Consider the following 20,961-nt stretch of genomic DNA (forward strand, 5'->3'; position numbering starts at 1 on the left):
ATAGTACAATGACAACAAAATTTGATTTACTCGTTGTAGGAGGCGGAATTTTAGGAACATTCCATGCTTATCATGCGCTGAAGAAAAATCTTAAAGTAGCTTTACTGGAAAGAAATTCTGTTCCTCAGGGTGCCACCGTAAGGAATTTCGGACAGGTAGTACCTTCCGGAATGGATCTTAAATGGCAGAATTTCGGAAGAGAAAGCCTTGCTATATACAATGAACTTCACGATCAGGCAGACCTTACCATCAGGCAAAACGGTTCCATCTATATTGCTTCAAATGACGAAGAACTTCAGCTGATTGAAGAACTTTTTGAAATCAACAGAAACAATGATTATGAATCTGTTTTATTATCAAAAAATGACTGCATCAAGAAATTTGACGGTCTTCGTTCCGACTACTGCAAAGGAGGTCTGTTTTTCCCACAAGAGCTTTCTGTAGATTCTGCAGAAATGATTATAAAACTTCATAAGCTGCTTAAGGAAAAAATGGGACTGCAGATTTTCTACAACACCACCGTTCTTGAAACCTATGAAGATGATCAGAAATGTACAGCTGTTGCAGCAGACGGAACAGAATTTAACGCTTCAAAAATCATTATCTGCGGTGGACATGAGTTTAAAACTTTATATCCTAATGTATTCAATAACAGTGATCTGGAGGTAAGTAAACTACAGATGCTTCAGACAAAGCCGCAAGGAATCTATTCACTTCAGGGAAATATCCTTACAGGACTTTCCGTGAGAAGATATGAATCATTCAGCGAATGTCCTTCTTTCCAGAAGATCAAGGCATTAGAAGATCCTAATTCATTTGAGAAGAAATACGGAGTTCATATTTTATTCAAGCAGGCGCTTGACGGTTCTGTAATTATTGGAGACTCTCATGAATATGCGGATGCTAAAAATGCAGATGATCTTGGATACGATCTTAATATGGAGATTGATGAATTTATGATTCTTGAGGCTAAGAAAATTATTGATCTTCCTACGTATGAAATTCAGAGAAGATGGTTCGGGATTTATTCCCAGTGCAAAACGAAAGATATTTTTGAGCATAGCCCATCTGCAAATATTCATATTGTAACGGGTATCGGAGGAAAAGGAATGACGGGAAGCGGAGGCTTTTCCAAATTTAATATTGAAAAAATTTACGCATAAAATTGAAATGAAAAATATAGAACTATTAGTTCTGGATATGGCCGGAACAACAATTGATGAGGATAATGTTGTCTACAAAACACTTACCAACGCTGTGAATGATTACGGTTATGTGGTAAGCCTGGAAAAAGTACTATCCAGCTGTGCCGGAATGGAGAAACTTGAAGCCATAACAAGTCTTTTAAAAGAAATCAATGGAAATGAAGAGGATGCTCCTGCTATTTTTGAGAATTTTTCTGATCAGCTGAAAGAATCTTACAAAAATCTGGACGTAAAACCAATCAATGGGACCGAAAATTTCCTGCTCAGTATGAAGTCTCAAAACAAGAAGATTGTTTTGAATACAGGATATACGTCAGAAATTGCTCATCAGCTTTTAAATAAACTGAACTGGAAGGAAAGTGTTCACTTTGATGCTTTGATTACTGCCGATGATGTTTCGGAAAGCCGACCAAGCCCTGAGATGATTCATCTTGCAATGAAGAAATTCAATATCACTGAACCCAATAAGGTTCTAAAGGCAGGAGATTCTGTTATTGATATTGAAGAGGGAAAAAATGCAGGTTGCGGATTAACAGTAGCGGTTCTTTCCGGAGCTCAAACCCAATCAGAATTGGAAAAGGCTGCCCCGGATTATATTCTGAATACAATTTCTGAAGCTGAAGGTATTCTTTAACCACTTTTTCAGCATATTTTTTTAATACTTCTTGACACAAATGTTTTCATGGTAATTCATTGAAAATGTTTGTGTTTTTTGAACCACCCCGTCAAATTTCCAATTTGCCCCCCTCCAGAGGAGGGGAATATAGTACGTTCGATTGAACATTTGCCAAAACCAGAGAAGTTCCGATGCTATTGTGAACTTTATATTTGTAAAGCATGCAACTTAAAATAAATAAAGTCATTCTCTTTTGTGACTTTTGTGGTTAATCTTTAAACTTTTCTCTGGAACTTTTTAATTATCAATTAATTAACTTTCAGTTCATGAAAGTTTACAAATAGTAAACTAATTTTACAATAGTTAAAAATAAATTACTATTTGTAAACATTTCTACTTTCAAAAACTCTTTTTCCCTATGAAAACAAAACTATTCTCAATGGCTGTTGTAATGAGCTGTTTCCTTGGAGCTCAGACCAAAAAAGTTCTTTTTATCGGTATCGATGGATGCCGTGCAGATGTAATGATGTCTACCCCCACTCCAAATATCCAAAACCTTATCAGTCAGTCGATTTACTCTATTGACGGACTTTGTGCTGCCACTACCTGGAGCGGAAACGGATGGAGTACCATGCTTACCGGTGTATGGCATACCAAGCACAATGTTCAGGACAATAATTTCACCAGTCCGAACTACGTAAATTATCCCGACTTTTTAACAAGAGCAGAGACTTATAATCCTGCTTTAAAAACAATTTCTCTCGCTCATTGGTCACCTATCAACGATAAAATTGTGAACAATGCAGATGTAAAAAGTAATCTGGCAACGGATCTTGCAGTGAAAAATGCAGCAATAAGTGCTTTGCAGAACGACAATCCTGACATTCTTTTTGTAGATTTTGATGATGTAGATCACGCAGGACACTCTTATGGCTTTGCTTCAACGGTTCCTCAATATGTTTCTTCTATCCAGACTACGGATTCTTATATTGGAGAAATTGTAACAGCCATGAAAAACAGACCTTCTTATAATAATGAAGACTGGCTGGTGGTTCTTACAACAGATCATGGAGCTGTAGAAGCTTCTCATGGAGGAGGCGCCCTTACAGAAAGAAATATTTTTACCGTATATTCCAATCCGGGGTTTACTCCACAACAGATCAGTAAAACAGTGCTGGAATCCAATAAAACGTTTAACCAGCTAAGCTTTCCGGCGGGTACTTATGCAAAGCCTGCAAATCAGACCCCTTTTAATTTTGGAGCGAATCAGGATTTCACCATTGAATTTTGGGTAAAGCCTAATGCATCCTATTCCAGTGATCCGGTGATGATCAGTAATAAAAACTGGGCGAATGGAAAAAATAAAGGATTTGTTTTCTCAGGATATTCCGGCCAGACTTTTAAAATGAATATTGGCGATGGAACTAACAGAATAGATCTTGTTGGCGGAAAAGTGGAAACGAATAAATGGAAACATATTGCTGCCAGCTTTGACAGAGATGGTCTTGTAACTTTATATGAAGATGGTGTTCCGGTTACTTTTGCCAAAATGAATACCATCGGGAATATTGATTCCGGGCTTCCTTTCACGCTTAATCAGGATGGAACAAATACCTATGGGATCAATCTTGCAGCTTCTTATAAAGATGTAAGAATCTGGAAATCTGCTCTTCCAAACGATGTGATCGTGAATTGGGCCAATCAGGATATCACTCCTTCACATCCTTACTATTCTCAGTTGGTGGCGAATTGGAGATGTAATGAAACTTCTGGAAATATATTGACAGATTCCAGTCCAAATGCAAATAACATGACAGTTACAGGGTCTCCAACTTATAATGCGGGTACAGTGAATAATTTTAAAGTGTATGATTATACCTCAACAACGAGAGAAACAGATCACTTTCCTACGGTACTGAACTGGCTTTGTATTCCTGTACAGTCTTCATGGGGAATTGACGGTATCAACAGAATCCCTGTGTGCTCCAACAACGTTTTGTCTGCCAAAGAAGTAAAAACAAAGACTGAAAACTTTAACTTATACCCCAACCCTGCATCAACAAGTATATCGATTCAATATACTACTGATAATAAAGAAATTAAAGCAGAAATCATTGATATAAAAGGAGCTCTTATTTCAACGTACCATCTGAAATCTGCTCAAGGATACTATGATGAACAACTGAATATTGAAAATCTCCCGGCAGGAATGTATTTCCTTAAAATTACCGGAAACACGAAATCACTTACAAAGACATTTATCAAGAAGTAAAATAGTAAAGCAATTAGATTTTAATTTGGATATTAGAACAAGGATTTCCATCCGAGTTCTAATATCTTTTTTTTAAAGGTGAAAGTCGATCTCCATTTGTACATCTGCACGATCGTAGTCTGCATGACTTACAGGTGTATGTTGAAAGCCTAGTTTTTCATAAAGTTTTATCGCAGGTACAAGAATAGAATTGGTCACCAAAAAAACTTTTTCTGCCTTCATATCTCTGGCTTTTTCTACTAAAGTCTTCCCCAGAAGATAGCCCAATTTTTTCCCCTGAGCTTTGGGACTTACCGCCATTTTTGAAAGTTCAAAAGTAAGAGGATGATCTTCTGTTTTTACCAAAGCACACGTTCCTACTACTTCTCCGTTCAATAAAGCAAAAGCAATATGTCCACCTTTCGCAAGAATCTCTTCCTCAGGATGATCCAACAGCTTATAATCACCAGGTTCCATCACAAAAAATGTTTTGATCCATTCTTCATTGAGGTTTTTAAAGGCTTCTTTATATTGAGGTTCGTACGCTATTATCTTGACTTCATTATTGATATCATTCATTACATTAAAGTTTATTACATTCTGTTTTTAATCATTTTACCTAGCTTTTCAAGGTCGCTTTCTACGCGGTCTGTCCATTCCAAGGCATAGTTCAATCGCATACAGTTTTGATACTGATTGTATTGCGAAAACATTCTTCCGGGAGCAAAATTTACTTTTTGGCTAACGGCCTCATCGTAAAGATCTTCTGTGCAAATTCTTTTATCAAGCTCCAGCCATAGCATAAAGCCTCCTTTGGGTTCTGAAATTTTAGTATTGTCCGGAAAATAATCAATGACCGACTTCTGAATCTGAAGATAATTGGCATAGAGTTTTTTCCTGAACATTCTCAAATGGTGATCGTAACGCCCATGGGCAAGAAAATCTGCAATGACATCTGAAAATAAAGACGGCCCGGAAACGGTCTGAACAATTTTCTGACGAATGATCTTTTCTTTAAATTTCCCGGGAGCTACCCACCCTACTCTAAAACCGGGTGCCAATGTTTTGGAAACAGATCCCGTCCACATTACAATTCCTGCCTCATCATAAAACTTACATGGTTTAGGCCTTGCTGCCCCGAAATAAATATTACCGTAAACATCATCTTCAATAAGAGGAACATTATACTCAGTGAGCATTTTTACCAGTTCTTTCTTGTTCTCATCAGGCATCTGGAATCCCAGTGGATTATTATAATTTACAACGAAACAACATGCAGAAAGCTTTGGAAGCACCTTTTTTAAGGCATCCAAATCTACTCCTGTAAGAGGATGGGTTGGAATTTCCACCGCTTTCAACCCCAATAACTGAATTGCCTGAAGAATTCCGAAATAGACAGGACTTTCCACTGCTACTGAATCTCCCGGCTGCGTAACAGCCATTAAGCAGTTGTAAACGGCATTCATTGCACCAGAGGTAATTACAAGATCATCTTCTGTAATCTTACCTTCCATCACAATAGACCATTTGGCAATTTCGCGGCGAAGCATTTCGTTTCCCTGTACCGGCTCATAGTTTGTTCCGCTGTCACCTTTCCTTTTGATTACATCAATCATGCATTTTTTCATCTTTGCCACCGGAAGAAGGCTTTTTCCCGGAACTCCCAACCCAAACTGCGTGATATCTGTTCCTCCAATCACTCCAAATACTTTATCAATAAGGTCCTGTGGTGTATTTTTCCCTTCAGAATCTTTTATTTTACCCACAGAAGGAAGAGCCAGCTTTCTTTGGGATGTCTGGCTTACATAATATCCGTATTTGGGACGGGATTCTACCAGAGATCGGCTTTCCAGCTCCATATAGGCCTGCTTGATGGTATTGAGGCTTACATTGTATAGTTTTTGGGCGCTTCTCAGTGAAGGCAGCCTGTCTCCAAACTGTAATGTTTCGCTTTTGATCTGCTCTGTGACAGAGTTGGCTATTTTAAGATACAGAACATCCTTAGACATGAATGATGGTTTTAGTAAATGTACAATTTTATCCCTGTTTTATTCAAAATTCAGCCAGTAAATCATACTTTTGATGCTGCTTTTCAATTGTTCCGGATTTCTAAAATTAGGGGCATTATTCTTTTTAAAATAGCTTAAAGTTTGGGCATAAAAACTACTCATCTCAGTCTCTGATGCTCCTTTTTTATGATAAATTTTAAAACTTATTTCATTCTTTTCATTAACTGTAAGACTGGCAAACGCAATAGTCGTATTTTTCTTTTTGGCCAGAAAGAAAGGGAGCCCAAAATTTGAGTCTATGATCTTATCGTTTTGGTCCTGTAGAAAAATATTTTTCAGCATCAACATATCTGAAATATAGGCTTCAGAATATTGAAGAAGCTCCTGATGTTGTGCAATAGTTTCCATATTATCTCTTCTTTAGCTAAACAAAATTATGGAGTCTTTTCATTAAGACACAGATACAGAACTATACAATATTGTGGGTACAGATAATGATAGACCAAAAAAGTCAACTTTTATTCCCAGGATGATAAAAAAAATAAGCTGCCTCTTATGAAACAGCTTATCTGGATATTCATTGATAAAATCATCAATTGAAGGAATAATTATGATTATTTTTTAACAAATTTCGAATGATAAATTCGTTTTTCTTTGGATTCAAGTTTGATCATATAAGTTCCTGCTGTAAGGCTGGAAATGTTAACCGAACTTCCTTGCACGTTCTGTGAGGAAACAATTCTACCGCTCATATCATATATTGTAACCTTTTCAATCACAATATTTTGTGCCCAAGAAAGAGTATCTATTGCAGGGTTTGGATATAAAATGATGTCTGATGACTGATAATCTGCCTCCGAAGTTGATGCTCTGGCACATTGAAACAAAAGAATAGGCTGCATGGACGAAATCGCACCACTGCTGCTCCAGATATTTGTATAGCCACCCCAACTCCAGACAGACCCATCTGCTTTTTGGGCAATTGAGACACAATGTCCTGCATATACTTTTACCCAATCAGTGTCGTTACCTACCATTACCGGAGATAATGAGTTAACAGGATAAATTACATTTGAAGATGGATTTATACATCCTTTTCCCCATTGCCATAATGTTCCGTCACTTTTAATACCTACGGAATAGGTCTGTCCTGTAGCCACTTCTTTCCAGGTATCCGTTCCTATTTGTACGGGAGTTGCTACCAATACACTCGCACCATTGCCTACCCCTCCCATTATATTATCGCCCCAACCCCATAAGGTGTTGTTTGTTTTTAATGCGAGAGTAAAATCACCATCAGAAGAGGTTATTACTTTTTTCCAGTTCGTATCAGTTCCCAGTTGAGAAAAATTGGTGACACACGTATTTTCACCATAAGGAAGTCCTAAGCTATTGGAGTGATTTTTGCCTCTTGCCCAAAGGGTTCCATTGCTTTTGATTGCAAAAGTTCTGAAACCACCGGCAGCAATGTCTACCCAATTGGTATCGTTGCTTAATTGGGCAGGTTGGGTAAAATATTCATTCGGATATGGATTGGGAGAAGTAGAACTCAGCTCACAGGCAGCATTATTTCCCCAGCCCCACAATGTTCCATTATTTTTCAAGGCAACTGTATGAGCCAGCCCTGCCACAACTTTTTTCCAGTCGGAATCTGTCCCAATTAGCATTGGCGAATATTGCTCTGTAATGGTTCCGTCCCCTACCTGTCCTCGCATATTCCTCCCCCAACCATAGAGTTTTCCACCATTGGTTAATCCTATTGAATGACTTAATGAATGATAAACCGAAATAAAATCCGGGGTAGGACGTAACAACGGAGTATTTTGGGATTGGGTATTGCCTATACCCACCTGTCCATAGTTATTATTTCCCCAACTATAAACTTCTCCGTTGGTTGTAATCATTGAGATGGTACTGTTAGTAATTGAAATATCCTGTACGCAATAGTCTGTTTTTTGAGAATATACAGATTGAAGGGCCCCGAAGAGCATTATGAAAAAATATTTTTTTCTCATGTTTTATATTTTGCATGGTTATTAATCCCAAATATATTAAAAATATCAATTCATATTGAAAATCAATAAAATATAATTAACAATTACAAAACAATGTTAGCACAAAAACACATATTGAATCAGAAATTTGAAATATCTTTAATTTCGAAAATCATATTACTCACAATAAAAACAGGCTATTCCACTATGGAAACAGCCTGTCTGCAACTATTTAAAGTTTCATGGTTATAGTTCTGCTTTTTTCAGGGCTTCTTTGATGCCTTCAAGGCCATCACCAAATTGAGCAAGTAAGGCTACAATCTGGGACATTCTATCGTTTTCACCCAGTCCTTTTAAGGTTTTATTTTTTACAAAGGTTTTCTTGATTTCGTTCCAACGCTCTGTCTCTTCTTCTGAAAGAATTCCTATCAGTTCTTTCAACTTCAACATATTGGCTTCTGCTCCGGTTGTAAGAGTTTGGGATTCGTTCTGATAATGATTCAGAATAATTTGAGTGACTTCATCTTTTTTAAGAATAGGCTGAATCTGAGCAATCAGTTTATTCATATTACGGTAGGATCCCTGAAGTTTGAACGGAGGTTCATTTCTGTAGTCATCCGACATTGCTGCAGAAGAGATATATTCTTTATTCACCTTCAACACCATATTTCTTACAGCAATGGTATTTTGCAGCACGGCTCTGAAATCTGTAATTTCATTAGAACTGAAGTTTCCTTTCAGATTGTCTGCAGGATTATCGGTGATTACACAGTGGTAAAGTTCATATAGATTTTCTATTCCCGGCTGTATTAATCTTGTCAGATATTCGTTCGACATCAGGGCATTTTCAATAAGACTGAGATCAAAAAGATCTGTTTTTGATCCTGAGATTTCTCCGAGATTGTAGGTATCTGAACGGTTCGCCAACATATCCGGTATTTTAAATTTCTCACCGTTTTCTGTGTACGGATTTCCTGCCATCACCAGACAGAATCTTTTGGAGCGGAGATCATAGGTCTTACTTTCTCCGTTGTAGATCCCTTCTATTTTTCTCTGTCCGTCTGCAAGAGAGATAAATTTTTGTAGGAATTCCGGGTTACAATGCTGAATATCATCAAGGTACAACATCACATTATCTCCCATTTCCAATGCAAGGTTCAGTTTTTCAAGTTCCTGTCTTGCGCCTGCATTTTTAGCTTCTGCCGGATCTGTAGAGATAATATCATATCCTAATGAAGGACCGTTTATTTTCATGAAAACCAATCCCATACGTTCAGCCATATATTCCATAAGGGTTGTTTTTCCGTATCCTGGAGGTGATACAAGAAGAAGCATTCCCATTCGGTCTGTTCTCTTTTCTGATCCTGCTGTTCCTAATTGTTTTGCCAGATTGGCCCCTATTAAAGGGAAATAGACATCATTAATAAGCTTATTCCTCACAAATGAACTCAATATCTGTGGCTTAAAGGTTTCCAGTTTTAAAGCTTTCTTTTTATCATTCACCCAGCTGTATTTCAGTTCCTGTAAATGCTTATATTTTTGAACAGTAACCGTATTGAAATGATTTAATCTGGTAGTGAATTCAAAATAGTTAAGATTGTATTCTGTGTCTTTTTCTAGAGACTTCAGATCTTTTATGGTTACTTCGTAAGAGATGGTTTTGATATTTTTCGGATCAAACTTCTGAGTAATGATAAATCCTGCCACTTCAAAGATGATTTCTTTTTCTGCTTTAGGATCAAATGCCTTCAGAGCGCCCTCTACGATATGGTAACACGCTGAAGGGTATGAGTATATAGCTTGAATTTGGCTGATAAAATCGAGATCTTTCCCTTTTTCTTTGAGTTCTTTTAAAAACAATTCATGCAAAGCAGCCGCTTTTTCTGAGATCAGAAAGTTGTTTTTGTCTTCCTGTTTCAGGTACATTGCTGCATTGATACAATCTGTCTCAGTAAAAATATTATGCATCGATGCAAAAGCTTTCATTTCTTCTGCCAGTACAGTATTCAGGTATTCAAATCCCTGTTTTACGGTAAATGATTGAGCAATGATTGATGCGGCTTCAAATTGTTTGTTGTAATAGTCTTTCCTGTCATCTTCCAAGAAGAACCAGAAAAGCTGTGCCAACGTTCTCTCCTGTGCCGTAAACCTCATCAGTCCAAGTTCATTATGCATCTGCTGAAGCTTTGTGACAATGCTCTGTGCATCTATATCATGAATTCCTTTTACCAACCCTTCTCCAAAATGTTCTGCAGTAAATTGCTGTACCGCCAGTTCATTCTGATGCTCTGTTGCAACATCTTTATGGGTAGAGAAGACATTCCAGGCCAGGTATTCAAATCTTTTCACTTTTGTATTTTCTGAGACAAATTCCTGGTTCCATACTTCTTTGAATTCATCTGCTGCATTGAAGTTCAGAGGCTCGTAAAAGCTTGTTCCTGTAAGATGGTAATAATACTGTGCATTTCTAAGAACCAGAGTAAGATCCAACTTCTGCTGATTGACTGTAAATTTGTAATCGCCTAAGGCAATGATACTTTCACCATCAGCATAGATTTCTTTTTTATCTTTGAGTTTTCTTACAGATTCCTGCTGCTGGGTTTTCAAAAGAGTCTGAATTTCTTCAGATTTAGCGGAGTCTTCAAGCTCTGCCAATTGCCTTGAAAAATCTCTTACTTTATCTACCATAAGATCGGAAGCAAAATATCCATTGATCTCATTTTCAGAGTCAAAAGATTCTGCTTTAGTCTGTACAGATTTTAGGATTCTCTGAGCGGCATCAAAAAGGTTTTGTGTTCTTTTGTTTCTGGCCTCGGTAAGCTGAACTCTTTTATTCTGAAAGTGCCCATAAACTTCTTCTCTTTTGGTTCCTATCTGTTGAATAAACTCTTCAAAATCGATAAATTTTGTCTCCATTTCTTCCAATTGAATGGAAAGTTTGGTCAGATATTCATCACATTTCTCAGGAGTCTGGGAAAGTTCAAGGAAATTGATCACTGCCTGATCGAACAGGGTAATCTGCGCCTGAAAGTCTGAAGCAAGCTCTTTTCCTGAAATCTCTCTCTTTCTTTTACTGAGCTCCAGCCTTTCCTGGTTGAGTCTGGCAAAAATCAGGGAAATATTTTCAATAATCTGAGTAGATTGGGAGGTATCTTCTATTTTAAGATTGTTGACGATATCTACCAACAATTCCAGCTGGCCCGAGAGAATATTGATATTTTCTTCAATAGACTTTGCATCCACGGCTTTTTGTAAAACGATAATATCTTCTGATATCTTCTGCGCTTTATCTTCATACGGCAATAGAGCTCCTTCCTGAAGCAAAAATTCTACACAGGCATTGGAAAGTTCGGTATATCGATCCGCGAGAGAGATTTCCATCGTGTCCAACAAGGTTGTATCTGCATACTTGAGCTCTCTGGCCCCCGTAACTTCACCTCTCAAAACTCTGATCTGTGAAAGGGCATCGATATATTCTGTTAGTTGGGAATAGTGAAGCCTTTTGGTATCATCCAGAATTTTATCACAGTTATGTTTTATTTTTTCTAAAGCTTCTTCAGTGTTTTTCCTTTGCTCTACTACCTTTTCATATTCATTGATTGCGGAGTGGGCAATGGCTCTGATTTCTTTTAAAGGCTGATCCAGCTTCTCAACTTCATTTTCCCCAAGAAAATAATAGGTATCCAGAATAAAGGTGGAAAGCTTTACAATATCGTCGTATAAACCGCTGTAGGAATCTTTTTTATTCAGAAGTGTGATCAGTTCCTGGCTTTCTGCCATGACGCGCACGATGTCTTTGTTTCCTATTTTGTACAACAGATTATCGGCTTTTTCAATATTAGGAGCCAATTCTTTTGAAAAAGGAGTTTGCCAAATTTGGGCAAGGTGATGTTTGGTTGTTTCGATGCTTTCTCTGAGATAGATCAGCTTTCCGTCGTTCAAAAAGGTAAATCCACTGCAACGGATGGGTGTTTCTATCGTCTGAGTGATGATATTGTAGGAAATCAGCTGATAATTATTGGTTTTATCATCATAGAAAACATAGAGGAAATTCTCTCCGTTGGGTTCGTTGACTGTTTTCAGATAGTACAGTCTGTTTTGGTCCTGAGAGATTACCTTCAAACCACCTGTCTGAAGGGCATATCCGTTGGAAAACAATACTCCTTGATTTTCGGGAAGCAATACTCCTGAATATTTAAGGGCATCTGCTCTGGAGACGGTCTTTTCTTTGTGATTATAAATGAAGTAACGCTCTGTTTCCTGATAAGGTTTTATCTTAAACAAAACGAGATTATCCAAATCGCAGAAATGAATCTCTGCATCGTCCAGGTTCTGATCTTTATGAATGACATCTTCAGAATAGATCCCTTTCCCGGTATCTGTATTATCTTCTACTTTGATGGTAATATCTCCGCCAATACTCTCTACAAAAACTTTATCGGCTAAAGAAACATGAGGATGTTTTCCGGACCGCTGCATATCTCTGGTAGCTTTTGTCCATACAAAGCCATGTTGCTGAGGATATGAGGTTTCTGAAGCACTTCTGGAATCTACATAGATGAGCTGATTGTCTTTAATCAGCCATTTGAAGGCTTTGATATCTGTTGTACTTTCTGAAAGCTGAAAAACCATATAGAGATAGTTCTCGGTAAAGGTAAATCTGGCAAAGAAAGTGTTTCTGTAGTATTTGTAAAGGTTTTTAAATTCATCAATAAAAACCTCATCGTTGATTAAGGTATAATCCTGAGGCTCAAAGCGATCATTATTGATTTTATAGATTGAGAAAACGTCCGAAATATTGATTTCCGTCTGTAAACCGAGATGAGCGTTGGAACCAAATATCAACTGGTCTCCCAAAGAATAAATATCCTTGGCAATGCAGTTGTGATCTGTGGAAATTCTCTCATTGGCGATCAATGAAAAATCTACTCCGCCAAATATATTTTTACGGTTCTCATTAAGCTGCTGAAGTCTCTGAATCAGATCATTCTTCTGCTCATTCAAACGGTTCTGAATAATTTCGTAAGTTCCTGAATTAAGTTGTTCTGACATCGTTTTTATTTAGGTTGTCATGACTGCTGTGAGACAGCAGGTCTTTATATAACTTGTGGTACTTTGAAAATTTTTTAGTCTAAACCTTATAGGTTTTGGAAGCCTATAAGGTTTAAATGTTCCTAAAGAACGCTTGTATTAAACATGGTTATTGTTCACCGGTTTGTGCTCTACTCCCAGATGTTTAGCCATATCCAGAGCCCTTTCAAGCAGTCCTCTTTCCTGTTGGTTGGCAACTCCGTTCAGTTTGAAGATCAGAGAGGCAATGCTCATATTCTTGATATCTTCGGAGGAAATTTTGTATTTATCTACCATTCCCATCACTTTTCCGATGATATTTTCACCCTCTCCAAGAAGGCTTTCTTTTACAATCTGTGCATTTTCGCTGTGGCTGATGAATTTGTCCAGACCTTTTCCTGCAGAAACCTGGCGGATTACGTTATCAAAGAAGGTGTTATCTCCTCCCACGATATCAATTTTTGCAGATTTGAATGCTTCTGCCAGTACCAAAGACTGCGCTTCTGCGATATCTTTCTGAATAGCAATCTGGGCCAGTTCCACATCTTTTTCTTTGGCCAACTGAAGACGGAATTCTTCGTGGTCTTTTCCGGCATCATTCAGTTTTTTCATGGCTTCAGCTTTCTCGTTGATTCCGGCTGCTTCTGCCAATGCTTTTTCTTTGATGACTTCTGCCTGAGCAATTCCTTCTTTTTTAATGGCGTCTGCTTTTTTCTCTATGACAACGGCTTCTGCGGTTCCCTGTCTTTCTGCAGCATCTGCTTTGGCATGCATTACCTGAGCTTCGGATAACCCTACTGTTGCTTCTTCTTTAGCTTTTGCATCTGCAATGATCTTACGTGCTTCGGCTTCTTTTTCTGCGGCATCTCTTTTAGCCTGAGCTTCAATAACGTATTTCTGAGCATCTTTTTCTGCTGATAGTCTTCGGGATTCTGCAGCTCTGGTTTCTTCGATCAGTTTTTTTTCTGCTTCCTGAGTAGCTACCGTGATTTCAACCTGCTTATTTCTTTCTGCTGTTTTGAAAGCTTCAAGATCTTTAATTCCCTGCTGCTCTTCCACCACTGTTTTCTCCATGGTTAAACGCTCACGGATCGCATCCTGAATGCTTTTCTTCTCTAATTCTATTGCTTTTTCTTTTTCAATCTGTGCGAGAGAAACGATTCTTTCTCTTTCGGTTGCTTCAAGGGCTTTGTCTTTTAATACTCTTTCTGTTTCAACAAGGTCTGCACGTTCTTTATTTTTAGCAGCAATGACTACCTGACGAAGTTTATTCTCTTCTGCAATCTGCAGTTTTTCTTCTGTAGCGATGCGTACTGTTTCGTATCTCAGGCGCTCTTCTTCTTCTACTTTTAGGATTTCAGCATTTTCGCGGGCTTTGATATTGGCCACTTCTCTTTTCTGAGATTCTTCTTTTTCAGCTAATTGTTTTTCCAGTTCCAGAATGGCTTCACGGGCTTCTACATTCTGTTTGGTGATGGTTTTCTCTTCATCACGACGAACCTGATTGGCTTTAATGTTTTGTGTGGCAGTAAGTTCAGTGATTTTTTTAATCCCTTCAGAATCGAGGATATTATCTTTATCTAGCTTATCGATAGAAGTTTGCTCCAAGTAATCAATCGCACAGTCATCCAGCACATATCCGTTAAGATCTGTTCCGATGATATCTAAAATTTCCTGACGAAATTCACTTCTAGCCTCGTATAGTTCTGTGAAATCAAATTTCTTTCCTACGGTTTTCAAAGCTTCTGAAAACTTAGCTTCAAAAAGCTCTCTAAGCGTTTGAGCATCAGAGGCTCTCTGACAACCAATGGTTTGTCCTACATTCACAATATCATCTACCGATTTATTGACACGGATGAAGAAGGCAACCTGAATATCTGCTCTCATATTGTCTTTACAGATCAGTCCCGCTCTTCCTTCTCTTGAGATTTCCAGCTTTTTCACGGAGATATCCATAGATTCCATGCGGTGGATGATTGGGATCACAATACCAGCATTGAAGAAGACTTTGGTACCTCCATAACCAGTTCTCAAAATAACGATTCCCTGAACGGTTTTTTTATACATTGATAAAATCCAGAAAATCAATCCGATTGATGCTACTGCAACAATCATAATTCCAGCAATTAAAGGTAAGTTCATAGTTTTATAAGTTTATAGTTTATATATAAATGTGTTTTTTTATTTTAAAAATATTGGGAAAGTACCCCAAGGATGTAGTTCAGCATAATCAGAAAAAGAGTTATCATGGTTATTAGTTTTGGCTCTTAGTATCTCATTGATTTTTGAACGTAATAAATTCTTTTCTCCGGCTCTTCATCTACAATCATAACATGCGTTCCGTGTTCCAGTCTGCTTCCGTCTTTACTTCTCACCATCAGCGTCATGGGATCGCTTCCGATAAAGACTTCCATCATTCCTATTTTGTCATCCTGAATGGTTGATTTCAGGCGTCCTTCTCTTCCCAAAAAGGCATAAGACAATTCTCCTTTATGATTAATTTCTTTAAAAAAAGGATTGAGGGGCTTCAGAACAATTTTTGTGATCAGCATTCCTCCAATCATCAAGGGAAATATGGCCAATATTCCGGCCCACGTTGGCAATTTGATAAAATAGTTGAGATAAAATGATCCCAACCAGGTAACCAATAACGAAAGGGTAAGAAAATAGGTCACCGGAACGATGTCCAGATTCAGAAATTTCAGAAAATGCATCCATGCGGAAGGATCGTGATCTGAAGGATGAAAATGACCATCCGGAGCATCAATATCTGCATCTGTATCCAGATCGGAATGGATTCCCACATCAATATCCAAACCGGTAAGAATGGTAAACAGCCAATAGATCACCGAAAGTCCAAGCAAAACGGTCAGTATTGTATTTACCGGTGAGAATGCTACATTTAAAAATTCCTGAAAGGTCATATATTAGCCTTTTTTAAGTGTTTCTTTTAATCTGTTCAAAGCGGCTTCTGCTTCAGAATCCTTATTATTGACCATGGCATCAATTTCCTCATCAATGGTCTTTCCGGATCTTGAAAGGTCAGAATAGGCTTCTGCGAGAGCTTCCTGCTGTATTACTCTGTCTTTTAGTTTCTCAAGCATGCTAACAGTGCTTCCGTTGTCCATCTGAGTCATTTGCTGGTTAATATCTTTCGTCGCTTCGCTTACCTGCACTCTTGCTTTAAGGGTTTTCAATTCGTTTTCCCATTTGGCAATGCTTGATTTCAGGTGGTTGATATTTCCCTGCATCTTATCACAATCTCCATAGAGCTTTTCAGATTCTTTCTGTAGATCTGATGCTTTTTCCTGCGAAGAAGTATGTCTTTTCAATGCTTCTTTGGCTAAGCGGTCTGCATCTGAGGTTTCCACTTCTCCTTTTTCTGCTTTCTGAACGATAACAACGGCTTTGTTGTAGTAATCTTTTGCAAATTGCTCTTCCGTTTCGGCTTCATTCTTTTTACGGATTGCCAATGCTTTCAGCTGTGCCAGTGCTTCAATACTTTTTGAAAGCTGTTCTTTCATTTCACGGATTCCCTGTTCTGTTAAATTGATGGGGTCCTCAAAGTTGTCGATCACAGAATGGATCTCTGCTTTTCCGATTGTTAACAATCTTTTAAAAATGTTCATTTTAAATATCTTTTGTGAATTACTTACTCATTTCAAGCATTTCGTTGGTAAATTCTCCTACCAGAATTCCCAGTGAGTTGATGGAAGCCATCACCTCGTTCTGTGCCATATTATCAGTGGGGAGGGTATCTCTGAAAATAACCCGTCTCCCGGTACCATCCAGAACAAAAGCTCCGTGAACAATATCTCTGTTTTTCTGAAGCAGTCTCAGGAATGTTTTTTCGGATGGATTTTTGATTTCAAAAAGGAATTGTTCCATAATCAGAATAGAATCTGATATTATAAGGATCATATTTTTTATCCCGTTGGATTCTTTCTCAATAATAAGGATTCTCTGAGCTTCATCTTCCAACGTGATGTTAAACTCGTAATCTAACAACCAGTCTTTGACTGTTCTGAATATTTGATTTTTCATGATGGCTGGTTTTGTGTTCATAATTCTTCCACACAAATATAGCATAATATTTCCAAATTGCAAATATTATTAGCAATTATTTATTTCAGATTCTCTATCTTTGCAAAAAAGATTAGACAAAATGAGCTTCTTTGGAACGAATATTAAGAAAATAAGACAGGTAAAAGGACTAAGCCAAAAGGCTTTTGCTGATTTATTTGATTTAAACAGAGGAGTAATAAGCTCTTATGAAGAAGGGCGCGCAGAACCGAAAATAGAAACAATACTAAAGGTTGCCAATCATTTTAATCTTAATTTGGATAAATTACTAACGGAAACTCTACAGGTGAATCAGTTGGTAAGTGTTTCAGATATCGATCAACTGATGCTTTTTCCAGAATTGGCCATTCAAAATAGCCAGGAAACAAAAACGATTACCGAAAATTCTGATCCAAACGTAGCTGTGTTGCAAAAAATATTAGCATCTGTAAATTTGGTATACGAATTTACCCCGGAAAAGAAACTCTTATCCCAACATCATTACGGGGATATTCTTTTTCTGAATACCTCTGATCTTACAAAAGATGCTGCTACCAAACTGCTTATTCTTACCGATGGAAATCTTCAGTATGCTTCAGAAGTTCAACTTAAGAATACAGAAGATCAGGTATTCTATAAAATTGTAGGATATGTTTCGACAAGCGAAAAGAATATTTTTACCGACATTTTCGCAAGACTGGAAAATCTTGAAAATAGAATATAGCGTTTCCACAATTTCTCTAATACAAAAAAACATTTTATTCCCCAAAAGGGTAATTTCATTTGTTCTGAAATTATCCTAATTTCGCCATGGTAACACTTTAGAATAAAAAGTGATCATATTATTTTAAAACTATAGATGAAGGAGGGTTTTGTCGTATGATTTTATAGAAAAAAACAAGAACAATCATATACCATGGAAAACTCATCAACACAAGACAATACCTTCCACATAGGCATCACTATGGCAGGAGCGGTATCTGCAGGCTGCTATACAGCAGGTGTCATGGACTATCTTTTCGAAATTCTTCAGCTTTGGGAAGAAGCCAAGCAGGGAAAACTACCGGAAGGTTGGGATCCTGAAATTCTCCAGTATGTTCCTAAGCACAATGTTGTTATAGACGCAATGGGAGGAGCTTCTGCCGGGGGAATGACCACGGTAATGTCAGCCATTTATGCAATGAATGGGAAAATAAACCCAGTAACTGATCCTGAAAGCCCAACTTCTTTAAAAGAGAATCTTCTCTATGACAGCTGGGTACTCATGAATGATCAGGAAAACGATCCTGAAAAAGTATTTGAAAAAGCACTTTCTCTGGATGATTTGAATGATGAGAAAATAACGTCACTTCTTAATTCCAACTTTATTGACAAAATTTGCGATAATGCATTTAAAAACAAGCGGAAAAGCGGAAAAAAACCGTCCTATATCTCTGACCAATTGGAAATTCTTCTTTCTCAGACAATGCTCAGAAGTGTTCCTCTTACGATAGATTTTGCCACTCCTTTGGGGAAAATCAGAAAGAATCAAACGCATCCAAAAGTTTATCCAAGTTATAATACCTTCGATCATTTTGTCCTTTCTCATTTCAAGCTTGATTATGACGAAAACAATCCTTTACATAAAGATTTTTATCTTCCTTTTACCCCTTATGGAGGCAATCAGCAGGATGTTGACCGTCTAAAACTGGCAACTATTGCAACGGGAGCGTTTCCTATTGGGCTCGGCTTCAGAAAATTTTTTGATCGTCAGTTTACTACTGAATATATTAAGAACAACTCCAAGAAGCTTCTTCATAATACGATGAATCCTTCTATAAAAAATGATAATTCCATTGAGCTTAAAGATGTTCCGGATCCCTTTCAATTTGTGGGAGTAGATGGTGGGGTGATCAACAATGAACCTATTGGAGAAGTTCTTACAATTCTGAAAGAACGTTATGGGCACAAAGATCCTTCAAAAGAAAAAACCGATGGAGAATGGGATTATAAAGATGACCGTTTCGGAATGATCATGATTGACCCTTTCCCGGATCATATTTTTACGGACGACTACAAGCAACCTGAAGATATTATCTCTGTGATTCCATCGCTTTTGGGAACTTTAATGGATCAATCCAGACTTAAAAGGAGAGAAATTGTCAATTTTAATACGGGAAAGTATTTAATCGGAGAAGTTTTCCCAGTAAGAAATCGTGCCCGTGGTAAGCAGGAGGATAATGCCATTGCATGTTCTTCGGTATTTGCCTTCGGAGGTTTTCTGGATATTAATTTCAGGCATCATGATTTCTTCCTGGGCAGAAACAATTCTAAAAACTTTTTTAAGATCTATTTTTCTTTTGAATATGATCCTGACAATGGAAATGTACATTATATTCACAGAAGCTGGACCCCTGAAATGATTGAAAAGCTAAAATATAAAGATCCCCGTACGAAAAAGGTATTTCTTCCTATCATTCCCGATCTCAACGAACTGAACAGGAAAACCAGAAATCCTATCAGAAGAACAGTTAATAAATGGCCGGAATTTAATACTGAAAATCTTATTAAACTTCAGCCAAAGCTGGAAAACAGGATTGAAAAAATGATTGAGGTACTTGCGACCGGATCTATGTTTGCAAAAGAAGCAAAAGAGTATCCTGCCGTTCAGAAAATCTTGGACCAATATTATAAGAAGAACTGGTGGGACCGCACCAAACAAAAGGCTGCAAAATGGTATCTAAAAACCAATTATAAGCTCTTTAAAGGTATTCTGGCAAAACAGATGGCAGAATTGGCTATTGAAAAGGTTCTGAAGGATCTTGAAGATAAAAAACTGCTCAAAGATTTGCCTTCCGAAGACAAAAAATGATAGAATAAAAGCTTTTCCATATTATTTGGAGGAGCTTTTTAATTTTCAACGGCCTTCAATATTTCATTCTTTTTTCGCACACTTTCTAAAAACTAAACTTTTGTGTAGTTCTACTTATTAAGCATACTTCTATTTTTGTATCTAAACTATTAACGATGAAAGAACAATATTCTCGAAACCGATTATACGTAAAAGAAGAAGAGCAGAATAAGATTAAAGACTTTTCTATTCTCCTTGCAGGATGCGGCATTGGAAGCAATATCGCGGAGTGCGCTTTACGTTTTGGTTTTGAGAATATTACCCTTGTAGATGGTGATACCATTGAGCATTCTAACCTCAACAGACAAAATTATACACACCAGGACATTTCTTCTTATAAGGCAGAAACTCTTTATCACCGACTGAAAAGCATTAATCCAAATGCCAATATCAGATTCCACAGTGAATTCATTAATGAAGGCAATGTATCTGAGATCATTGGGGAACATCACATTGCCATCAATGCACTGGATTTTTCTACTGATATTCCTATTGTTTTTGATAAAATATGTCAGGAAAAAAGTATTCCCGTACTCCATCCCTATAATCTGGGTTGGGGAGCTTTAGTAATGGTGATTTCTGAAAGCATGGGGCTGGATTCTTTGAAAAAAGAGGAAGAAAAGTTCAATGAAGTAAGTGTGGTACAGTATGTTTCGAGCCATATGAGATACTGGGGACATCCTCAGAAATGGCTAGAAGATATCGTTGAAGAATACCTCAACGAAAATAAACAGCTTCCTCCGCCACAATTGTCTATTGCTTCTTCTTTGGGAGCGGCAAGCTGTGTAAAAATAGCATTTGATATTGCTACCGGAAAGCCTATCAAGAAGTTTCCTGAATTTTATTTAACGACTATTGATTAAT

The 20,961-nt window shown here is 37.5% G+C and carries 15 protein-coding genes; 6 read left to right on the top strand and 9 right to left on the bottom strand.

The features are described from left to right. The first annotated feature begins 8 nt into the window (after window positions 1-8). The 3 genes from ACL9RH_RS21125 (at window position 9) to ACL9RH_RS21135 (ending at window position 4,093) form a co-directional block, all read left to right on the top strand. A complete protein-coding gene (locus tag ACL9RH_RS21125; RefSeq protein ID WP_422695314.1) occupies window positions 9-1,163 on the top strand; it encodes a TIGR03364 family FAD-dependent oxidoreductase in 1,155 nt (384 codons plus the stop codon). Window positions 1,164-1,170: 7 nt separating this feature from the next. Further along, window positions 1,171-1,839, top strand: a complete 669-nt coding sequence (locus tag ACL9RH_RS21130) for an HAD-IA family hydrolase (RefSeq protein ID WP_422695315.1) — start codon at window positions 1,171-1,173, stop codon at window positions 1,837-1,839. Between the two features lie 400 nt (window positions 1,840-2,239). Beyond that, complete coding sequence (locus ACL9RH_RS21135) at window positions 2,240-4,093, top strand: alkaline phosphatase family protein (protein WP_422695316.1); 1,854 nt, start codon at window positions 2,240-2,242, stop codon at window positions 4,091-4,093. Between the two features lie 72 nt (window positions 4,094-4,165). On the opposite strand, the gene ACL9RH_RS21140 is transcribed toward ACL9RH_RS21135, so the two are convergent. From ACL9RH_RS21140 to ACL9RH_RS21180, 9 genes are all read right to left on the bottom strand, one after another. Continuing rightward, window positions 4,166-4,651 (bottom strand): GNAT family N-acetyltransferase, encoded by a 486-nt coding sequence (locus tag ACL9RH_RS21140; RefSeq protein ID WP_422695317.1) that lies wholly within the window; start codon window positions 4,649-4,651, stop codon window positions 4,166-4,168. 14 nt (window positions 4,652-4,665) lie between these two features. Then, window positions 4,666-6,081 (bottom strand): PLP-dependent aminotransferase family protein, encoded by a 1,416-nt coding sequence (locus ACL9RH_RS21145; protein ID WP_422695318.1) that lies wholly within the window; start codon window positions 6,079-6,081, stop codon window positions 4,666-4,668. 39 nt (window positions 6,082-6,120) lie between these two features. Continuing rightward, the gene (locus ACL9RH_RS21150; RefSeq protein ID WP_422695319.1) at window positions 6,121-6,489 is read right to left on the bottom strand and encodes a hypothetical protein; all 369 of its coding nucleotides are present in this window, start codon (window positions 6,487-6,489) and stop codon (window positions 6,121-6,123) included. Between the two features lie 206 nt (window positions 6,490-6,695). Beyond that, the gene (locus ACL9RH_RS21155; RefSeq protein WP_422695320.1) at window positions 6,696-8,096 is read right to left on the bottom strand and encodes a T9SS type A sorting domain-containing protein; all 1,401 of its coding nucleotides are present in this window, start codon (window positions 8,094-8,096) and stop codon (window positions 6,696-6,698) included. Between the two features lie 225 nt (window positions 8,097-8,321). Next, window positions 8,322-13,127 (bottom strand): DNA repair ATPase, encoded by a 4,806-nt coding sequence (locus ACL9RH_RS21160; RefSeq protein WP_422695321.1) that lies wholly within the window; start codon window positions 13,125-13,127, stop codon window positions 8,322-8,324. 138 nt (window positions 13,128-13,265) lie between these two features. Continuing rightward, complete coding sequence (locus ACL9RH_RS21165) at window positions 13,266-15,287, bottom strand: flotillin family protein (protein ID WP_422695322.1); 2,022 nt, start codon at window positions 15,285-15,287, stop codon at window positions 13,266-13,268. A 125-nt stretch (window positions 15,288-15,412) separates the two neighbouring features. Beyond that, window positions 15,413-16,069, bottom strand: a complete 657-nt coding sequence (locus ACL9RH_RS21170; RefSeq protein ID WP_422695323.1) for a hypothetical protein — start codon at window positions 16,067-16,069, stop codon at window positions 15,413-15,415. Between the two features lie 3 nt (window positions 16,070-16,072). Beyond that, window positions 16,073-16,774, bottom strand: a complete 702-nt coding sequence (locus ACL9RH_RS21175; RefSeq protein ID WP_422695324.1) for a PspA/IM30 family protein — start codon at window positions 16,772-16,774, stop codon at window positions 16,073-16,075. Between the two features lie 19 nt (window positions 16,775-16,793). After that, window positions 16,794-17,189 (bottom strand): molecular chaperone Tir, encoded by a 396-nt coding sequence (locus ACL9RH_RS21180; RefSeq protein WP_422695325.1) that lies wholly within the window; start codon window positions 17,187-17,189, stop codon window positions 16,794-16,796. A 121-nt stretch (window positions 17,190-17,310) separates the two neighbouring features. On the opposite strand from ACL9RH_RS21180, the gene ACL9RH_RS21185 reads away from it, so the two are divergent. The 3 genes from ACL9RH_RS21185 (at window position 17,311) to ACL9RH_RS21195 (ending at window position 20,960) form a co-directional block, all read left to right on the top strand. Further along, window positions 17,311-17,931, top strand: a complete 621-nt coding sequence (locus tag ACL9RH_RS21185; RefSeq protein ID WP_422695326.1) for a helix-turn-helix domain-containing protein — start codon at window positions 17,311-17,313, stop codon at window positions 17,929-17,931. Between the two features lie 192 nt (window positions 17,932-18,123). After that, window positions 18,124-20,058, top strand: a complete 1,935-nt coding sequence (locus ACL9RH_RS21190; RefSeq protein WP_422695327.1) for a hypothetical protein — start codon at window positions 18,124-18,126, stop codon at window positions 20,056-20,058. 155 nt (window positions 20,059-20,213) lie between these two features. After that, window positions 20,214-20,960, top strand: coding sequence for a ThiF family adenylyltransferase (locus ACL9RH_RS21195; protein ID WP_422695328.1), 747 nt, complete (start codon window positions 20,214-20,216; stop codon window positions 20,958-20,960). Window position 20,961: the final 1 nt, after the last annotated feature.

The organism is Chryseobacterium sp. Mn2064, from assembly GCF_049319685.1.
GTDB lineage: Bacteria > Bacteroidota > Bacteroidia > Flavobacteriales > Weeksellaceae > Chryseobacterium.

Excerpts from the sequence above, each read along its gene's own strand:
- ACL9RH_RS21125 (WP_422695314.1), top strand. The coding sequence starts at position 9 with ATGACAACAAAATTTGATTTACTCGTTGTAGGAGGCGGAATTTTAGGA.
- ACL9RH_RS21130 (WP_422695315.1), top strand. The coding sequence starts at position 1,171 with ATGAAAAATATAGAACTATTAGTTCTGGATATGGCCGGAACAACAATT.
- ACL9RH_RS21135 (WP_422695316.1), top strand. The coding sequence starts at position 2,240 with ATGAAAACAAAACTATTCTCAATGGCTGTTGTAATGAGCTGTTTCCTT.
- ACL9RH_RS21140 (WP_422695317.1), bottom strand. The coding sequence starts at position 4,651 with ATGAATGATATCAATAATGAAGTCAAGATAATAGCGTACGAACCTCAA.
- ACL9RH_RS21145 (WP_422695318.1), bottom strand. The coding sequence starts at position 6,081 with ATGTCTAAGGATGTTCTGTATCTTAAAATAGCCAACTCTGTCACAGAG.
- ACL9RH_RS21150 (WP_422695319.1), bottom strand. The coding sequence starts at position 6,489 with ATGGAAACTATTGCACAACATCAGGAGCTTCTTCAATATTCTGAAGCC.
- ACL9RH_RS21155 (WP_422695320.1), bottom strand. The coding sequence starts at position 8,096 with ATGAGAAAAAAATATTTTTTCATAATGCTCTTCGGGGCCCTTCAATCT.
- ACL9RH_RS21160 (WP_422695321.1), bottom strand. The coding sequence starts at position 13,127 with ATGTCAGAACAACTTAATTCAGGAACTTACGAAATTATTCAGAACCGT.
- ACL9RH_RS21165 (WP_422695322.1), bottom strand. The coding sequence starts at position 15,287 with ATGAACTTACCTTTAATTGCTGGAATTATGATTGTTGCAGTAGCATCA.
- ACL9RH_RS21170 (WP_422695323.1), bottom strand. The coding sequence starts at position 16,069 with ATGACCTTTCAGGAATTTTTAAATGTAGCATTCTCACCGGTAAATACA.
- ACL9RH_RS21175 (WP_422695324.1), bottom strand. The coding sequence starts at position 16,774 with ATGAACATTTTTAAAAGATTGTTAACAATCGGAAAAGCAGAGATCCAT.
- ACL9RH_RS21180 (WP_422695325.1), bottom strand. The coding sequence starts at position 17,189 with ATGAAAAATCAAATATTCAGAACAGTCAAAGACTGGTTGTTAGATTAC.
- ACL9RH_RS21185 (WP_422695326.1), top strand. The coding sequence starts at position 17,311 with ATGAGCTTCTTTGGAACGAATATTAAGAAAATAAGACAGGTAAAAGGA.
- ACL9RH_RS21190 (WP_422695327.1), top strand. The coding sequence starts at position 18,124 with ATGGAAAACTCATCAACACAAGACAATACCTTCCACATAGGCATCACT.
- ACL9RH_RS21195 (WP_422695328.1), top strand. The coding sequence starts at position 20,214 with ATGAAAGAACAATATTCTCGAAACCGATTATACGTAAAAGAAGAAGAG.